The sequence below is a fragment of the Comamonas sp. Tr-654 genome (genome assembly GCF_011752915.1).
Taxonomy (GTDB): domain Bacteria; phylum Pseudomonadota; class Gammaproteobacteria; order Burkholderiales; family Burkholderiaceae_C; genus Comamonas.
Genome location: NZ_VWWQ01000001.1, coordinates 684,988 through 699,967 on the forward strand (window position 1 = coordinate 684,988; position 14,980 = coordinate 699,967).

General features: G+C 60.9%; 15 protein-coding genes. 8 read left to right on the forward strand and 7 right to left on the reverse strand.

The annotated features are described in order from the left end of the window. Positions 1 to 10: 10 nt before the first annotated feature. The gene (locus F3J24_RS03010; RefSeq protein ID WP_167002594.1) at positions 11 to 628 is read left to right on the forward strand and encodes a LysE family translocator; all 618 of its coding nucleotides are present in this window, start codon (positions 11 to 13) and stop codon (positions 626 to 628) included. Between the two features lie 9 nt (positions 629 to 637). Next, positions 638 to 1,147 carry a GNAT family N-acetyltransferase gene (locus F3J24_RS03015; RefSeq protein WP_167002596.1) on the forward strand — a complete coding sequence of 170 codons (510 nt, stop codon included), beginning with the start codon at positions 638 to 640 and terminating at the stop codon, positions 1,145 to 1,147. Positions 1,148 to 1,208: 61 nt separating this feature from the next. On the opposite strand, the gene mnmH is transcribed toward F3J24_RS03015, so the two are convergent. Both mnmH and F3J24_RS03025 read right to left on the reverse strand, forming a co-directional pair. Further along, the gene (mnmH, locus tag F3J24_RS03020; RefSeq protein ID WP_167002598.1) at positions 1,209 to 2,255 is read right to left on the reverse strand and encodes a tRNA 2-selenouridine(34) synthase MnmH; all 1,047 of its coding nucleotides are present in this window, start codon (positions 2,253 to 2,255) and stop codon (positions 1,209 to 1,211) included. Between the two features lie 328 nt (positions 2,256 to 2,583). Then, positions 2,584 to 3,126: a TIGR02281 family clan AA aspartic protease gene (locus F3J24_RS03025; RefSeq protein WP_043003794.1), complete on the reverse strand. Its 543-nt coding sequence runs from the start codon at positions 3,124 to 3,126 to the stop codon at positions 2,584 to 2,586. Positions 3,127 to 3,272: 146 nt separating this feature from the next. Here F3J24_RS03025 and F3J24_RS03030 point away from each other — a divergent pair, with 146 nt between their 5' ends. Then, positions 3,273 to 4,043: a DsbA family protein gene (locus F3J24_RS03030; RefSeq protein WP_167002600.1), complete on the forward strand. Its 771-nt coding sequence runs from the start codon at positions 3,273 to 3,275 to the stop codon at positions 4,041 to 4,043. 154 nt (positions 4,044 to 4,197) lie between these two features. Here the strand turns inward: F3J24_RS03030 and F3J24_RS03035 are convergent, their stop codons facing one another. Both F3J24_RS03035 and icd read right to left on the reverse strand, forming a co-directional pair. After that, positions 4,198 to 6,585, reverse strand: a complete 2,388-nt coding sequence (locus F3J24_RS03035; protein WP_167002602.1) for a membrane-bound PQQ-dependent dehydrogenase, glucose/quinate/shikimate family — start codon at positions 6,583 to 6,585, stop codon at positions 4,198 to 4,200. Between the two features lie 205 nt (positions 6,586 to 6,790). Then, positions 6,791 to 8,053 (reverse strand): NADP-dependent isocitrate dehydrogenase, encoded by a 1,263-nt coding sequence (icd, locus tag F3J24_RS03040; RefSeq protein ID WP_167002604.1) that lies wholly within the window; start codon positions 8,051 to 8,053, stop codon positions 6,791 to 6,793. Positions 8,054 to 8,217: 164 nt separating this feature from the next. Here icd and F3J24_RS03045 point away from each other — a divergent pair, with 164 nt between their 5' ends. The 3 genes from F3J24_RS03045 (at position 8,218) to F3J24_RS03055 (ending at position 9,762) form a co-directional block, all read left to right on the forward strand. Next, positions 8,218 to 8,472, forward strand: coding sequence for a hypothetical protein (locus F3J24_RS03045; RefSeq protein ID WP_370527708.1), 255 nt, complete (start codon positions 8,218 to 8,220; stop codon positions 8,470 to 8,472). Between the two features lie 214 nt (positions 8,473 to 8,686). Then, entirely contained in the window at positions 8,687 to 9,187 is a 501-nt protein-coding gene (locus F3J24_RS03050; protein ID WP_167002606.1) for a DUF192 domain-containing protein, read from the forward strand. Between the two features lie 14 nt (positions 9,188 to 9,201). Then, complete coding sequence (locus tag F3J24_RS03055; protein WP_167002608.1) at positions 9,202 to 9,762, forward strand: hypothetical protein; 561 nt, start codon at positions 9,202 to 9,204, stop codon at positions 9,760 to 9,762. On the opposite strand, the gene F3J24_RS03060 is transcribed toward F3J24_RS03055, so the two are convergent. From F3J24_RS03060 to F3J24_RS03070, 3 genes are all read right to left on the reverse strand, one after another. Beyond that, the gene (locus F3J24_RS03060) at positions 9,742 to 10,032 is read right to left on the reverse strand and encodes a CPCC family cysteine-rich protein (RefSeq protein ID WP_167002610.1); all 291 of its coding nucleotides are present in this window, start codon (positions 10,030 to 10,032) and stop codon (positions 9,742 to 9,744) included. The two genes, F3J24_RS03055 and F3J24_RS03060, sit on opposite strands and share 21 nt — an antisense overlap. Before the next feature lie 180 nt (positions 10,033 to 10,212). Next, on the reverse strand, positions 10,213 to 12,444 hold the full coding sequence (locus F3J24_RS03065; RefSeq protein ID WP_167002612.1) for an NADP-dependent isocitrate dehydrogenase: 2,232 nt from the start codon (positions 12,442 to 12,444) through the stop codon (positions 10,213 to 10,215). Positions 12,445 to 13,177: 733 nt separating this feature from the next. Then, positions 13,178 to 13,522: an energy transducer TonB gene (locus F3J24_RS03070; protein ID WP_167002614.1), complete on the reverse strand. Its 345-nt coding sequence runs from the start codon at positions 13,520 to 13,522 to the stop codon at positions 13,178 to 13,180. 321 nt (positions 13,523 to 13,843) lie between these two features. On the opposite strand from F3J24_RS03070, the gene F3J24_RS03075 reads away from it, so the two are divergent. Together F3J24_RS03075 and F3J24_RS03080 are read left to right on the forward strand one after the other, a co-directional pair. After that, positions 13,844 to 14,137, forward strand: a complete 294-nt coding sequence (locus F3J24_RS03075; protein WP_167002616.1) for an H-NS histone family protein — start codon at positions 13,844 to 13,846, stop codon at positions 14,135 to 14,137. A 438-nt stretch (positions 14,138 to 14,575) separates the two neighbouring features. Then, positions 14,576 to 14,935: a DUF2946 family protein gene (locus tag F3J24_RS03080; protein WP_167002618.1), complete on the forward strand. Its 360-nt coding sequence runs from the start codon at positions 14,576 to 14,578 to the stop codon at positions 14,933 to 14,935. The last annotated feature ends 45 nt before the right edge of the window (positions 14,936 to 14,980 follow it).

Sequence of the window (14,980 nt, forward strand, 5' to 3'; positions counted from 1 at the left end):
AAGGTTCACCATGTCATTCCTGCCTGAATCCTCAGCCTTCATCCTGCCACTGGCCATGTTTGCCTTTGTCAGCTCCGTGACGCCCGGCCCCAACAATGTGATGCTGACGGCCTCGGGAGCCACTTTCGGCTACCGCCGCAGCGTGCCGCATATGCTGGGCATCTGCCTGGGCGTGGTGATCATGGTGCTGCTGATCGGCGCGGGCCTGGGCAAGCTGTTCGAGGCCGAGCCGCGCATCTACACCCTGCTCAAGTATGTGGGCGCAGCCTATCTGATCTGGCTGGCCTGGAAGATCGCCCGTGCCGGCGGCGTGGACCAGGGACAGTTGGGCAACCGTCCGTTCGGCTTCTGGCAGGCAGCTGCCTTCCAGTGGGTCAACCCCAAGGCCTGGATCATGACCGTGGGTGTGGTGGCAACCTACACGCCGCGCGAAGGCTTTTTTGTCAACCTGGTGTTGTCGGCCCTGGTGCTGGGCCTGGTCAACTACCCCAGCATCAGCGTCTGGACACTGTTCGGCAGCACCGTAGGGCGCGCACTTCGCACGCCACAAGCCCTGCGCATGTTCAACGGCGTGATGGCCGGCCTGCTGCTGCTGTCGCTGGTGCCCATTTTTGCCGAGCATGTCTAAACTCGGCCCATGCAATATGACACACGCCAGCTGACCAAGTCCGACCTTTGCAGTTATCGCGCCCTGCGCATGCAGGCTCTGACAGAATGCCCCGCAGCCTTCGGCGCCACGCCCGCGACCGAGCAGGCACTCGGCGATGTGCAGCTGCTGAGCCGTTTCAACGGCGCCCTGGGCCAAGCCATGTGGGGAGGCTTTGATGCAGACGGCAGACTCTGCGCCAGCCTGGGCCTGTATCGCGATCAGGGAGAGAAGACCGCGCACAAAGGCCATCTCTTTGCCATGTATGTGGCTGCACCGGCCCGGGGCCAGGGCCTGGCCTGCCGCCTGCTGAAGACTGCTGTTGCGCACGGCAGAGCGCTGAACTTGCGACAGCTGATGCTGGGCTGCAACGCCGGCAACGGCAACGCACTACGCTTGTATGAGCAGGCAGGCTTTCGCGAATATGGGATGGAGCCTGCGGCCCTGTATGTGGACGGCGAGTATTTCGACGAGGTGCTGATGGTGATGAGGCTGGACTAGTCCGCAGCGCACCGGCCCATTTCAGCTGGAAGGTTTGAACAAGCAGCTCAGCTCAGCGCGCCTACATCGCAATGATCTGCTGCGCCAGACCGGCAATGGCCTCGTCCGAGAGCTGGTCGGTCTCCAGCACCTGGCGTTTGGGCCATTGCTCGAAGTGATTCGACTGGGAGCGCTCGTAGTGCGGGTCGTAGTGGCGCAGCATCAGCTCTTCGAAAAGCGCAGGCAGCTCCCCGCCCCGCGCCCATTGCTGCCAACGGCCCACGGTCTCCTTGCCCTGCAGCTCCTTGAGCCAGCCCAGCTTGGTGGCCAGCATTTCGGGATCGTCGCCCAGGTAGGCATAGTCGCGCAGCAGGTAGGACAGACGTGCGGCAGCCGTTGCACGCACTTCGATGACCGGAGCCTTGTGCAGATGCTGCACCAACACCAACGGCAAGCCGACACGGCCGATCTTGGCGCTCTCGCCTTCCACATAGACGGGGCGGGAGAGATCGAAGGTCTCCAGCTGCTCGGCAATCAGGGTCTCGAAACGCTTCTGGCTGGGCTGTTCGATGCCAGGCAGACCGCCTAGCAAGGAGCCCTTGTGGCTGGCATAGCCCTCCAGGTCCAGCACTTGCTCGCCGCTCTGGGCCAGCGCATGCAGCACGCGCGTCTTGGCCGAGCCGGTGGCACCGCACAGCACCCGCATCTGCAGCTGCGGCACCAGGCTTTCGAGCTGCGCGATCACATGGCCGCGAAACGCCTTGTAGCCGCCGGCCAACTGCTGGGCATCCCAGCCGACCAGACGCAGCCAGGTCACCATGGAGCCGCTGCGCAGGCCGCCGCGCCAGCAATAGACCAGGGGCTTCCAGTTGGCGGGCTTGTCGGCAAAGGTTTCACGCAGATGGCGTGCGAGATTGGCCGACACATAGGCAGCGCCCAGACGCTTGGCCTCGAAGGGGCTGACCTGCTTGTAGATGGTGCCGATCTCGGCGCGCTCGGCATTGCTCAGCACGGGGCAATTGATGGAGCCCGGAATATGGTCGAGCGCGAACTCGGCGGGCGAGCGGGCATCGATCAGGGCATCGAACTGGTGGCGTTCAGGAACGCGAACGGGCTGGCGGTGGGACACGGCAGACTATCCATGGCTGCGCCTGACGGCATGCATGGCCGCCGGGCAAATGGCGTGTGCTCGGGCGTGAAGCGGCAATCGCGATGGGCTGCGATTCGACTTGAGGCTCGGCAACATGAAAAACCTGCAGCCTCATCCAACGATGGAGCCGGCAGGCCACGAAGCATGGGCGTGGATCGAGCCTCGATACGCACAACCGCTGCGGCAAGATTGCCCGCAGCGGTCATTCCCTATGTACTGCATTTTCGCAGATGTGGCGGCCTGCTTCAGCGCCGGCAAGCAAAACCCGGCGCACCTGGGCAGAGACCGAATCAGGCTCTGGCACTGCTCACTTGCGCGGGCGCAGCAGCATTTCGTCGCCGCTCATCTGCACATCGAAGAAGCGCAGAAAGTTCTGGCCCAGCAAGGCGTCTTCGCTGTCGTCGCCGGTATAGCCCGTGCCCACGCGCACATCGCGCACACGCAGGCTGGCAATGCGCACCTCGTCGGCCGTGACGATGCGGCCGTCACGTTCGCCGTTGGCCGTGCGAAAACGCACTTTCTCGCCGCCTTCCAGCCCGGCGCGCTCGGCCAGCGCATCGGTCACGCTGACCGAGGTGGCCCCGGTATCGACCAGAAAGGTGACTGGCTGATCGTTGACATAGCCCTTGGCGCGGAAGTGCCCGTCCATGCCGCGCTCTATGCGCACCGTGCCATCGGCCAGGACCTTGGCCTGGGCCGGCTTGAGGAAATGCTGCATGGCCAGATACATCGCGGCCATGACCACCAGCCAGAACAGCAGAAACAGCATGGTGCTGCGCCGTGCCACGGATTGCGGGGAAGGCTCGGACTCTGGCGAGGACTGGGGCGGCGGCGTGACATTCAGGCGCATGGGCAGGCAAAGAAGCTGAGGACAATGCAGCCATTTTGCCAAGACCGGCGCCAAGGTCATCCCCCCGAATCGCGGCGCGGCTGCCCCGGCAGCGCTTACATTGAAGCTTGTTTGCAAAATCTACCGGCCTTGCAGGTCGCCCAACCATGAACACATCCCAGCTGCCCGCTCTGGTGCTGCACTATATTTTTGACCCTCTGTGCGGCTGGTGCTATGCCGCCGCCCCGCTGGTCAAGGCCGCGCGCGAAGTGCCCGGCATCGCCGTGCAATGGCATGCCGGCGGCATGCTGACCGGCGCCCACACGCGCACCATCACCGCGGACTGGCGTGACAAAGTCATGCCCAGCGACCAGCGCATTGCCGAAATGACGGGCCAGCCTTTTGGCGACGCCTATCTCAACGGCCTGCTCAATGACATTGGCGCGCCGCTGGACTCCGAGCCCCCGACCACGGCCCTGCTGGCCGCCGAAGCGCTGGCCGGCAAGGGCCTGGAGATGCTGGCCGCCGAGCAGAAAGCCCATTACGTGGAGGGCCGCCGCATCAGCGAGCCCACCGTGCTGCGCGAACTGGCTGCCGGCATCGGTCTGGACAGCGCAGCCTATGACGCGGCCTACGCCGAGCAAAGCGGCGCGGCCACGCAAAAGCATATTGCCGAAAGCCGCGAATGGCTGGGCATGGTGCAGGGCCAGGGCTTCCCCACCCTGGCGCTGGAGTTCGACCACCCCGAGCAGGCTGGCCAGCGCGCCGTGCAGCGCATCGAGATCGGCGAATGGCTGGGTGATGTCGATGGCTGGAAGCAACAACTGGCCGCCTGGGCCGAGCAGATTGCCGAGCTTAATCAGCAACAGGCCGGCGACACTGACACCAGTGGCGACCCCAGCTGCGGCCCTGACGGCTGCGAGCTGCCACCGCGCTGAGCAGCGTAGCCTGCGCGGCAGATACTCTCTTATTCATAGCTTATAGCGCTTACTATTTAAAGATTTCAGACATTATTCAACCTGAATTCCTTATATATCAATCGCAAAAAGCTATCCTTTTTAATCCCTCTGCCAACGAGTCCACACCCTGTCGCTACTGCGGCAGGGCATAGGCGATCACATAGTCACCGCGCTTGGACGACTGGCGTGCGCCACCGGCTGTGATCACCACATACTGCCTGCCGGTTCTGGGAGAAACATAGCTCATCGGCCCGCCCTGGCTGCCCACGGGCAGGCGCGAGCGCCAGATCTCCTTGCCGTTGGCGCTATCGAAGGCACGCAGATAGAAGTCCTGCGTGCCCGCGAAGAACACCAGCCCCGACTTGGTGACCATGGAAGGCCCCAGCGTGGGCATGCCGATGGGAATGGTCAGCCACATGGGAATGCCCAGGGGACCGGTGTCGCGCACCGTGCCCACGGGCACCTGCCATTTGATCTGGCGCGATTTCAGATCCACGGCCGTCATGGTGCCGAAAGGCGGCTTCTGGCAGGGAATGCCTAGCGGCGACAGAAAGCGCTGGCGCATGGCACCAAACGGTGTGCCCTCCTGGGGCACGGCCCCCATCTCGATGCCGCTGGCGCCGGGCTTCATATCGGCGCGTGCAATCATGTAATTCGCCAGGCCCAGACGCATATCGTTGACGAACATGGTCTGGGTGATCGGGTCTATGGAGACACTGCCCCAGTTCATGCCGCCCAGCGAGCCCGGAAACTGCAGCGTCGGCCCCATGCCCGGCGGCGTGAACACACCCTGATGATTCATGTCCTTGAAGGCAATGCGGCACAGCAACTGATCGAAAGGCGTGGCGCCCCACATATCCGACTCCTTCAGGGTCTGGTTGCCGATATTGGGCATGCCCGTGGAATGCGGCTGGGTCGGCGCATAGCGTTCGCCAGGCACATGGCCTTGTGGCACGGGCAGCTCCTGCACCTCTGCCAGAGGCTCGCCGGTCTCGCGGTTGAGCATGAAGATCATGCCCTGCTTGGTCACCTGCAGCAGCGCGGGGTCCACCCCGCCCTGGGCATTGGTCACATCGACCAAAGCGGGCTGGGACGGAATGTCGAAGTCCCACAGATCGTGGTGCACGGTCTGGTAGAGCCAGCGCGGCTTGCCGGTCCTGATGTCCATGGCCACGATGGCGGAGCTGTTCTTCTCCATCTCCGGCGTACGCTGGGCCGCATAGAAGTCCGGCGTCGCATTGCCCGTACCCAGATAGGCCAGGCCCAGTCTGGCGTCATAGGACATGCCGCCCCAGACATTGGGCGAGTTGCGGGTATAAGTCTGCCCCTGCGGCGGCTGCCCGGTGATGGCGGCATTGCCCGGGTCCCAGGCCCAGACCAGCTTGCCGCTGTGCACATCAAAAGCGCGCACCACGCCCGATGGTTCGTCGGTCGAGAAATTGTCGGCCACGCGACCGCCCACGATCACCAGGTTCTCGGCCACCAGCGGTGCCGAGGTCTGCTGATACCAGCCCTCCTTGACCTCGCCCATGCCCTGGGTCAGATCCAGCACACCGTCCTTCCCGAAGTCGGTACATGGCTTGCCTGAATCGGGATCGAGCGCGATCAGGCGCGCATCGATGGTGGGCAGAAACAACCGACGCCGGCAGCCCGGTGCGACATCACCGGACCTGCCGGACGCGCCCGAAGCCCTGAGCGCGGCCTCGTTGCCATCGAAGTAACCCAGGCCCCGGCAGCGCTGCCAGTTGGGCGACTTGGCCTCGGGGTCGAATTTCCACTTCTCCTCGCCCGTATCCACATCCAGCGCCAGCACCTTGCCGTAGGCCGTGCAGACATACAGGCGGTCCCCGATCTGTTGCGGCGTGTTCTGGTCTTCGGCACCCGAGCCCGTGCTCTGGGGCACATCGCCGGTGCGGGCCGTCCAGGCCACGGCCAGCTTGTCGACGTTGTTGCGGCTGATCTGCTCGACGGCTGCAAAGCGCTGGCCTGCAGGGCCCTGCCCCCAGTCCGTCCAGTCCGAGGCCTTGATCTCCATGGAGCCGACCGAAGGCACCTCGGTGACCTCGGGGGCAATAACCCCCTTGGGCGAGAAGGCGCTGACGGCCGTCGCGACGATGCCCAGGCCCAGCACCACCACCGACACTGCGGCGCCCAGGCGGCCATAGTCGTTCATGACCAGCTTGCCCGCCTCAAGCTGTGCGTAGCCCAGGGCCACGAGCAGGCCCAGCACGGCAAACACCATCAGGCGCGACACCAGCGGCCAGAACTCCCAGCCCGCATCCCACCAGGCCCATACCAGAGTCAGCACAAAGGCCAGCGCATAGAGATGGGCGCCGGCCCTGCGACGTGCCAGCAGCAATGCCGCCGACACCAGCAGCGCCAGCCCCATCAACACAAAGTACCAGCTACCTCCCTTGCCGAGCAGAATGCCGCCGCCTATGGTCATGTACAGACCCATCAGCAGCATCAGCAGCCCCACCACAAGCCAGTACCAGCGCCCGTCATTGGATGAAGGAGCCATAGCCTCACCTGAAATTAATTGCCATTTGTGTATTGCACGCCTTAACGCCGATACACATCGACATACTTTCGAGGGTTTGCACGCCAGCCTCAGGACTACAAGCGCGAATTCGCGCGCGCAAAAAAAAACCGCACCGTGGAGACGGTGCGGCCGCTGAGATCGCAGTGCCGGCTGCCCTTGCAGGCTGCCAAGCAGGCAGCGCGGCTCAGTCCATCATCGAGATCACCACATCCCCGAAGCCCGAGCAGGACACCTGGGTCGCACCGTCCATCAGACGGGCGAAGTCATAGGTCACATGCTTGCTCTGGATGGCTTTTTCCAGCGACTCGACGATCAGGTCCGCAGCCTCGCGCCAACCCATGTGACGCAGCATCATCTCGGCGCAGAGAATCATGGAGCCGGGGTTCACATAATCCTTGCCCGCATAGCGCGGCGCCGTGCCGTGGGTGGCCTCGAAACAGGCAATGCTCTCCGAGAGATTGGCACCGGGAGCAATGCCGATGCCGCCCACCTGCGCGGCCAGCGCATCCGAGATGTAGTCGCCATTGAGGTTGAGCGTGGCCACCACCGAATATTCGGCCGGACGCATCAGAATCTGCTGCAAAAAGGCGTCGGTGATCGAGTCCTTGATAATGATGTCCTTGCCCGTCTTCGGGTGCTTGATGCGGCACCAGGGGCCGCCATCGATCAGCTCGGCACCGAACTCGCGCTGCGCCAGCGCGTAGCCCCAGTCACGGAAAGCGCCTTCCGTGTACTTCATGATGTTGCCCTTGTGAACCAGGGTCACGCTGGGCTTGTTGTTGTCGATGGCGTACTGGATGGCCTTGCGCACCAGGCGCTCCGTGCCCTCGCGCGAGACGGGCTTGATGCCGATGCCCGAGGTTTCGGGAAAGCGGATCTTGTTGGCGCCCATTTCCTTGGCCAGGAAGTCGATGAGCTTTTTCGCCTTCTCGCTGCCGGCCGCGTATTCGATGCCTGCGTAGATGTCCTCCGAGTTCTCGCGGAAGATCACCATATTCGTCTTCTCGGGCTCCTTGAGCGGCGAAGGCACGCCCTTGAAGTACTGCACCGGGCGCAGGCAGACATACAGGTCCAGCTCCTGGCGCAGCGCCACGTTCAGCGAACGGATGCCGCCGCCCACGGGCGTCGTCAGCGGGCCCTTGATGGACACCGCATAGTCGCGCACGGCGGCCACGGTTTCCTCGGGCAGCCAGACATCGGGGCCGTAGATACGCGTGGCCTTCTCGCCCGCATACACCTCCATCCAGGCAATCTTGCGCTGGCCGCCATAGACCTTGGACACGGCTGCGTCAGCCACCTTGCGCATCACCGGCGTCACATCGACGCCGACACCATCGCCCTCGATGAACGGAATGATGGGTTGATTCGGAACATTCAGTGTCTTGTCCGCATTGATGCTGATCTTCTCACCCTGCGGCGGAACCTGGATGTGCTGGAACTTGCTCATGCTGTGGAATCTCCTAGTCTTGAATACTGCGCGGTGGCGCACCTTTTTGGTGCTGTTTCCTGCCCCCGATTTTGGCACCTTGCTCCAAGCAAATTTAAAGAAATGCCGCATAAAAATCTGTCAACGGCGGCACAGGCCTGTCGTTGAGAGGTTGTGGGGGGCAGATGGGCTGCTCCGCACTTCAACCTGAAACCTGGCATTGCCGCATCTTTGGGAAATTGGCATCCATGAAAAAACTACTCGCTGTCCTGATTGCTGGTTCGTTCGCTGCTGGCGCCTTTGCTCAAGCCGCCACGCCGGCGCAGCCTGCCACCCCTGCCGCTTCAGCAGCGGCGCCTACCGTCAAGCATATGAAGACCAAGCCGGCCAAAAAGCATCATATGCAGCACAGCACCAAAAAGATGCACAAGCCCGCCTGATCGCCCACTGAGAGCACAGCCCGGCGACATCGAGGCCCATGGCTTTGACCGCCGGATCTGACTCGCCCCAGGGCCTGCCGGACCGCAAGTTCTACAGGCCCTGCATTTTGCAGACCGGCTACGGCCGCATCCCCATGACGCGGATTTGCACCGCAACCCGCCCGGATTGCTATAGGCTTGCGACTTCCGACTTCCTGTTTGGCAAGCAAGGCTCATGACGACCCTCTCCACCAAGACCCCCCAACAATCCGGCTGGCGCGCTCCGCTGCTGGCCCTGGCCTGTACTGCCCTGCTGGGCCTGTTCGGCAGCCCCGCCATGGCCCGCGACGAAGGCCAGCCACAGATGAATCTGCGCCGCATCGATCTGACGGCCGGCATGTACCGCATCGATACCCAACTGGCCATCACGCCGCAGCAGCGCGAGATCGGTCTGATGTTCCGCAAAGAGATGCCGCAGCAGGAAGGCATGCTCTTTGTCTTCGAAGTGCCCGGCGTGCAGTGCTTCTGGATGCGCAACACCATCCTGCCGCTGACGGCGGCCTTTGTGGCCGATGACGGCACCATCGTCAATCTTGCCGACATGAAGCCCATGAGCGAAGACTCCCACTGCTCGGCCAAGCCCGTGCGCTATGTCCTGGAGATGAACCAGGGCTGGTTCACCAAGCGCGGCATCAAGGCGGGGACCAAGCTGGGCGGTGCGCCCTTCAATCGCTGAGCCCCGCATCCTGCATGCTCTACCAGCCGCGGTTTCCGCAAGCACTGAGCGATACCGCCGCTGCGCTGCTGCAGAGACTGGGCAGGTCGCAGACATTCGAGCCCTACCCCGGCTTCACGGTAAGCATCAATGGCGAATTGCTGCATGCCCCCTACCGCGTGTACTACGACGAGCGTGAGCTGCAGCAATGCATTCAAAAAAGCAGTGACGCTGCACAGCAATTGGCTCTGTGCCTGGGCAGCCGTCACGCCAACGGCCGTGTGCGCGAAGCCTGTCTGCTCCAGTTACTGGAGCACGACTGCAACTGGGTGCTGCCGTTTGTGGTCCGCGCGGCTGGCGAGTATGTGCTGGAAATTGCTGAGCATCTGGCAGCCCAGTCTCATAGACTTTTGCCAAACAGCTACGGGCGATTTGCGGCCGAGAACCCTGAATTTGTGATGAACTGCAAGCAGCAGGCCGCCAGTTACTGGGACTGCTACCACCGCCACCGCTATCCGCTGCTGCGTCAGCACCCAGGCATACGATTCCTGCGCTGGGTTGACGAGGCCAGACGGTCACTGCCCCACGCCCATTGATGCCACTCTGCGCAGAACACGCGGACTATGTCGATAGCGGCTGCGCGCCGCCGGCGGCAGCACGCTCCTGAGCATGCGGTAATCGCAGGCGCCAAATCGCTGAAAGTTGCGCCGACCTTCGCGCAGCGTCATAAGGTTGGGGCCGGAGTATTCATCCGGGCAGTCCACATCCCAGCCGCCGTCTTCCCAGAAGCAGACGCTGCAGATGCTGTACTCGCCACGGTCATCGAGCGAGAAGTGGTCGCAGCACGGGCATTGGTACAACAGCATGACTCGCCTTTCATGAATTCAGTCCAAATCAAGATGTAACGCCCATCCATCAAGCGCCAGCAGCTTCTGTTTATATAGCGATCAAAAAAATGGACACAAAAAAGCCGGCAACCTTTTCTGGTTACCGGCTTGCTTCAAGGCCTGCAGGCAGCCGAGACTGCACTGCAGAAAACACTTGATTTACGCGGCAGCGATGGCAGCGTTGAAGGTGGCGCTGGGGCGCATGATGGCGTCCATCTTGACCACGTCGGGCATGTAGTAGCCGCCGATATCGGCAGCCTTGCCTTGCACTTCCTTGAACTCGGCCAGGATCTTGGCTTCGTTCTCGGCCAGGCTCTTGGCCAGAGGCGCGAACTTGGCAGCCAGCTCTGCATCTTCGGTCTGAGCGGCCAGCGCCTGAGCCCAGAACTGAGCGATGTAGAACTGCGAACCACGGTTGTCCAGCTCGCCGGTACGGCGCGAAGGCGACTTGTTCAGGTCCAGCAGCTTGCCTGTGGCTTCGTCCAGGGTCTTGGCCAGCAGCTTGGCGCGGGCATTGTTTTCCTTGATACCCAGGTCCTCAAAGGAGACGGCCAGGGCCAGGAATTCACCCAGCGAGTCCCAGCGCAGGTGGTTTTCTTCCACCAGTTGCTGCACATGCTTGGGAGCGGAGCCACCGGCACCGGTTTCGTACATGCCGCCACCGGCCATCAGAGGCACGATGGACAGCATCTTGGCCGAGGTGCCCAGTTCCAGGATAGGGAACAGGTCGGTCAGGTAGTCACGCAGAATGTTGCCGGTCACCGAGATGGTATCCAGACCACGGGCCACGCGCTCCAGCGTGTAGCGCATGGCGCGCACTTGCGAGAGGATGTGGATTTCGAGACCGTTGGTGTCGTAGTCCTTCAGATAGGTCTGCACCTTCTTGATCAGCTCGGCTTCGTGGGGACGATAGGGGTCCAGCCAGAACACGGCAGGCATGCCGGAGTTGCGGGCGCGGGTCACGGCCAGCTTCACCCAGTCGCGGATGGGAGCATCCTTGACCTGGCACATGCGCCAGATATCGCCCTCTTCCACGTTCTGGCTCATCAGCACTTCGCCGGTGGCGATGTCCACGATGTTGGCCACGCCGTCTTCAGCGATCTCGAAGGTCTTGTCGTGCGAGCCGTACTCTTCGGCCTTTTGCGCCATCAGACCCACGTTGGGCACGGTGCCCATGGTCTTGGGGTCGAAGTTGCCGTGCCACTTGCAGAAGTTGATCACTTCCTGGTAGATACGGGCAAAGGTGGACTCAGGCATCACAGCCTTGCAGTCGTAAGGCTTGCCGTCGGCAGCCCACATCTTGCCGCCCACGCGGATCATGGCGGGCATGGAGGCATCAACGATCACATCATTGGGCGAGTGGAAATTGGTGATGCCCTTGGCGGAATCGACCATGGCCAGACGGGGCCGATTTTCCTGGCACTTGTGCAGATCACGAATGATCTCTTCGCGCTGCGAAGCGGGCAGAGTCTCGATCTTCTCGTACAGATTGGCCATGCCGTTGTTCACGTTCACGCCCAGTTCGTCGAACAGCTTGCCGTGCTTCTCGAAGGCTTCCTTGTAGAAAATCTTCACGCAGTGACCGAACACGATGGGGTGGGACACCTTCATCATCGTGGCCTTCACGTGCAGCGAGAACAAAATGCCGGACTCCTTGCAGTCCTCGATTTCCTTCTCGTAGAAAGCGCACAGGGCCTTCTTGCTCATGAACATGGAGTCGATCACTTCTGCGTCCTGCAGCTTGACCTTTTCCTTGAGCACGATGCTCTTGCCGGAATTGGTCTCCAGCACCATCTTCACGTCACGGGCCTTGTCCAGGGTCATGGACTTTTCGCCGTGGTAGAAGTCGCCTTCGCTCATGTGCGAGACATGAGTCTGCGACCACTGCTTCCACTCACCCATGGAGTGGGGGTGCTTCTTGGCGTAGTTCTTCACCGCAGCAGGCGCGCGGCGGTCGGAATTGCCTTCGCGCAGCACGGGGTTCACGGCCGAGCCCAGGCACTTGCTGTAGCGCGCCTTGATGTCTTTCTCTTCGTCCGTCGTGGGGTTCTCAGGCAGATTGGGGATCTTGTAGCCCTTGAACTGCAGCTCCTTGATGGCGGCAGTCAGTTGGCCCACGGAAGCGGAGATATTGGGCAGCTTGATGATGTTGGCTTCGGGAGTCAGTGTCAGCTTGCCCAGATCGGCCAGATTGTTGGGAACGCGTTGTTCTTCCGTCAGAAACTCGGGGAACTCGCCCAGGATACGGCCTGCCAACGAGATGTCGCTGGTTTCCACATTGATGCCGGCCGGTGCTGCGAAAGCACGGATCACGGGCAGGAATGCGCTGGTAGCCAGGCGAGGAGCCTCGTCAGTCAATGTGTAGATGATGGTGGGTTGCTGCGTACTCATCTCTTGTCTCAGGTTGTGAAAAAAGGGGGAAAGGTGCCTTGGGCCTGCATCCCGGGCTTGCGCAATGGGGCCTGACACAGCGGGACGACACTTTCTTGATGCAATGCGTTCCCACAATACAAAATTCTACGCGCAACCGGGCCGGTTTTTTTAAGTCTTGTACAAGACTCAGGGATTTAGATCAACTTTCATCAGCTGTTTTCATAGGGAAACTGGCCTTTTCGCCGTGTTTTCGACCATGTAAAAATATCGCATCTTCCAGTCATTCTGCGGCCATCGCCGCCATGAAGGTTGCGAAAGAGAGTTGCGTGGCGCGACCTTTGGCACAAAGTAGCACAGGCCTCGGCACCAAGGCTGACAAATTGGCAAGCGTTCTGGGCCAGAGGTGTTGTTTTCTCACTTATCACCGGAGCGATCACCCACGCCATGTGCTGGTGGTGAGTGCCCTGGCCTTGGGGCTTCACAGTCTTTCTACGACGTTGGCACCGAGACTATGACCTGACTCCCTTCATTAAGGCGCTCTATTCGTTTCTTGAGGCTTGGCTTGCAGCAGGTTGGTGCTTTGCAGCTAAGAACAGGAATTCACTCGAGCGCCCGCCATTGCAACCGCCAGCCCCCGACGCCAGAACGATCACCTCCCCACAGACATTCAGCGATCCCTTCCCGCGGCCCCAGTCTGACCCGAGCCTGAAAGTCCGGCATAAATGCCGATGGCTGACAGGTCACGCTTTGATTAGTTCAACTGGAAATTAAGTGGAACGATGTGCCACATAGGACGGGCAATGCCATCGCGCTTTCCTGGTACGAATTTCCAACCTGCAACCATCTCCAGTGCAGCCTTGTCGATGTTGGGATTCCCGCTGGACTCGCTCACCTCTGCCTGTGTTTGCTGACCATCTGCCTCGACAAAAACACGGACGACGACTTTGACCTTGTTATTGGATCGGGGCTGCAGATCGGAATTCGGCGTTGGCATTCGAGATGGCGGTGAAATACTTGCTTCCGAACCGTGGGCCGAGCTGGTGACAAAGCCGCCAACTGCGGCGACAGCAATCAGAAAACGGGAGGTTGAACTCATATAGTGATCATATATACGAGTCACGGTAGACCCTGACTCCTCACGTTTCAAAGATTGCTGCTATCTGAACTCAGCCAAGCGTTCTATCGCTTGCGATGGAATATGAGTCCGGCGAGATGCCTGAGCGTAGATCAGCGCAACCCACGAGAATCGTTTTTTTGTGTTGCGCCTGAGTTTTTTGAAGTTGACCTGCCTCAAACCAAGACACAATGTACGCGGTCACTTTCGACTGAAAGTGAACCAACTGCATAAACGACGTATCTCATGTATGGGTGCATCCCTTTAGTGCTGGTTCATAACTTTACATAGGACCTCTTTTAGATGAGTACACATTCTTATAAGGATTTGTTGGCGCAACGCGAGGCTCTTGAGCAGCAGATTGCTGCGGCCCGAAAGACTGAAGTCTCGGACGCAGTGCAAAAAATCAAGGGCTTGATTGAGGCTTTCGGCCTGACACAGGACGATGTCTTTCCTCCCGCCAAGCAAAAGCAAAAGCGCGAGACAGGTGCCGTGGCTCCCAAATACCGCGACCCAGTGACTGGCCAGACCTGGACCGGCCGAGGAAAGCCGCCGAACTGGATCAAGGATCAAGACCGTTCGCAGTTTGCGATTTAAAAGTGGCCCTAGTGGCCACTTTTTCTTTATGGAGACAGTCACCACAGACAGCCTGATGGCAGCATCATTTCAGCTGCATCGCTGAGGCTCATGCCCTCGCTCACCATCAATTCGTCAAATACCGGCTACACCAGCCTGCTGATGTCCTGCGCCTGGCGCCTCGTCCATCGCAAAAATCCTTGACCGCAGAAACCATGGTCTTTGCCCGTAAAGGCTTGGGCGGCTGCCGACCCAGAAACTGCGTGCAGCGGCCAAGACTAAAGCAGACCCAGCCGTTCGGAGAACTGGCATTTTTTTATCGCCGGCTGTTGAGAGCCGAGCCTGCACAGGAATGCTGGAGCCAATTGCATAGAGATTGGGGTGAATCGACTCTGCTCAAACGCGGTAAACGCAGGTCTTTGTTCAGTTCCCGCACGAAGGCATTCATAATGCGCGACCATGCAAGCGCTGCGTAATTCACTGTCACTGACCCGCCTGGTTTTGGCGTGGTTCATGCTGACTTTGGGAATTACAGTCGCATCGCCCATCGTGCATCCCAAAGTCATCGAGGTTGTTTGTACCTCAAGCGGCAGCATGCAGGTGATCATGCTGGATGACGACGGACAAGCCACACCCGGTCTACATCATTCGCTGGACTGCCCCCTGTGCCTGACCATCACAGCACCTCCGGCCTATTCCTCCCAGCATCTTGTACAGCCACAGCCACTCGGCCTGGCACTGCATCCCGTGGTTTCAGCGCGCATTGCCGCGCTGGTGGGGGCAGCTTTGCCCCCGCGAGGACCTCCAGCACTCGTGTAAGTCAGCTGTGCCCGTCTACTGAGACGGCCGCACCTTATCGCCGTC

Excerpts from the sequence above, each read along its gene's own strand:
- F3J24_RS03010 (WP_167002594.1), top strand. The coding sequence starts at position 11 with ATGTCATTCCTGCCTGAATCCTCAGCCTTCATCCTGCCACTGGCCATG.
- F3J24_RS03015 (WP_167002596.1), top strand. The coding sequence starts at position 638 with ATGCAATATGACACACGCCAGCTGACCAAGTCCGACCTTTGCAGTTAT.
- F3J24_RS03025 (WP_043003794.1), bottom strand. The coding sequence starts at position 3,126 with ATGCGCCTGAATGTCACGCCGCCGCCCCAGTCCTCGCCAGAGTCCGAG.
- F3J24_RS03030 (WP_167002600.1), top strand. The coding sequence starts at position 3,273 with ATGAACACATCCCAGCTGCCCGCTCTGGTGCTGCACTATATTTTTGAC.
- F3J24_RS03035 (WP_167002602.1), bottom strand. The coding sequence starts at position 6,585 with ATGGCTCCTTCATCCAATGACGGGCGCTGGTACTGGCTTGTGGTGGGG.
- icd (WP_167002604.1), bottom strand. The coding sequence starts at position 8,053 with ATGAGCAAGTTCCAGCACATCCAGGTTCCGCCGCAGGGTGAGAAGATC.
- F3J24_RS03045 (WP_370527708.1), top strand. The coding sequence starts at position 8,218 with ATGGGCTGCTCCGCACTTCAACCTGAAACCTGGCATTGCCGCATCTTT.
- F3J24_RS03050 (WP_167002606.1), top strand. The coding sequence starts at position 8,687 with ATGACGACCCTCTCCACCAAGACCCCCCAACAATCCGGCTGGCGCGCT.
- F3J24_RS03055 (WP_167002608.1), top strand. The coding sequence starts at position 9,202 with ATGCTCTACCAGCCGCGGTTTCCGCAAGCACTGAGCGATACCGCCGCT.
- F3J24_RS03060 (WP_167002610.1), bottom strand. The coding sequence starts at position 10,032 with ATGCTGTTGTACCAATGCCCGTGCTGCGACCACTTCTCGCTCGATGAC.
- F3J24_RS03065 (WP_167002612.1), bottom strand. The coding sequence starts at position 12,444 with ATGAGTACGCAGCAACCCACCATCATCTACACATTGACTGACGAGGCT.
- F3J24_RS03070 (WP_167002614.1), bottom strand. The coding sequence starts at position 13,522 with ATGAGTTCAACCTCCCGTTTTCTGATTGCTGTCGCCGCAGTTGGCGGC.
- F3J24_RS03075 (WP_167002616.1), top strand. The coding sequence starts at position 13,844 with ATGAGTACACATTCTTATAAGGATTTGTTGGCGCAACGCGAGGCTCTT.
- F3J24_RS03080 (WP_167002618.1), top strand. The coding sequence starts at position 14,576 with ATGCAAGCGCTGCGTAATTCACTGTCACTGACCCGCCTGGTTTTGGCG.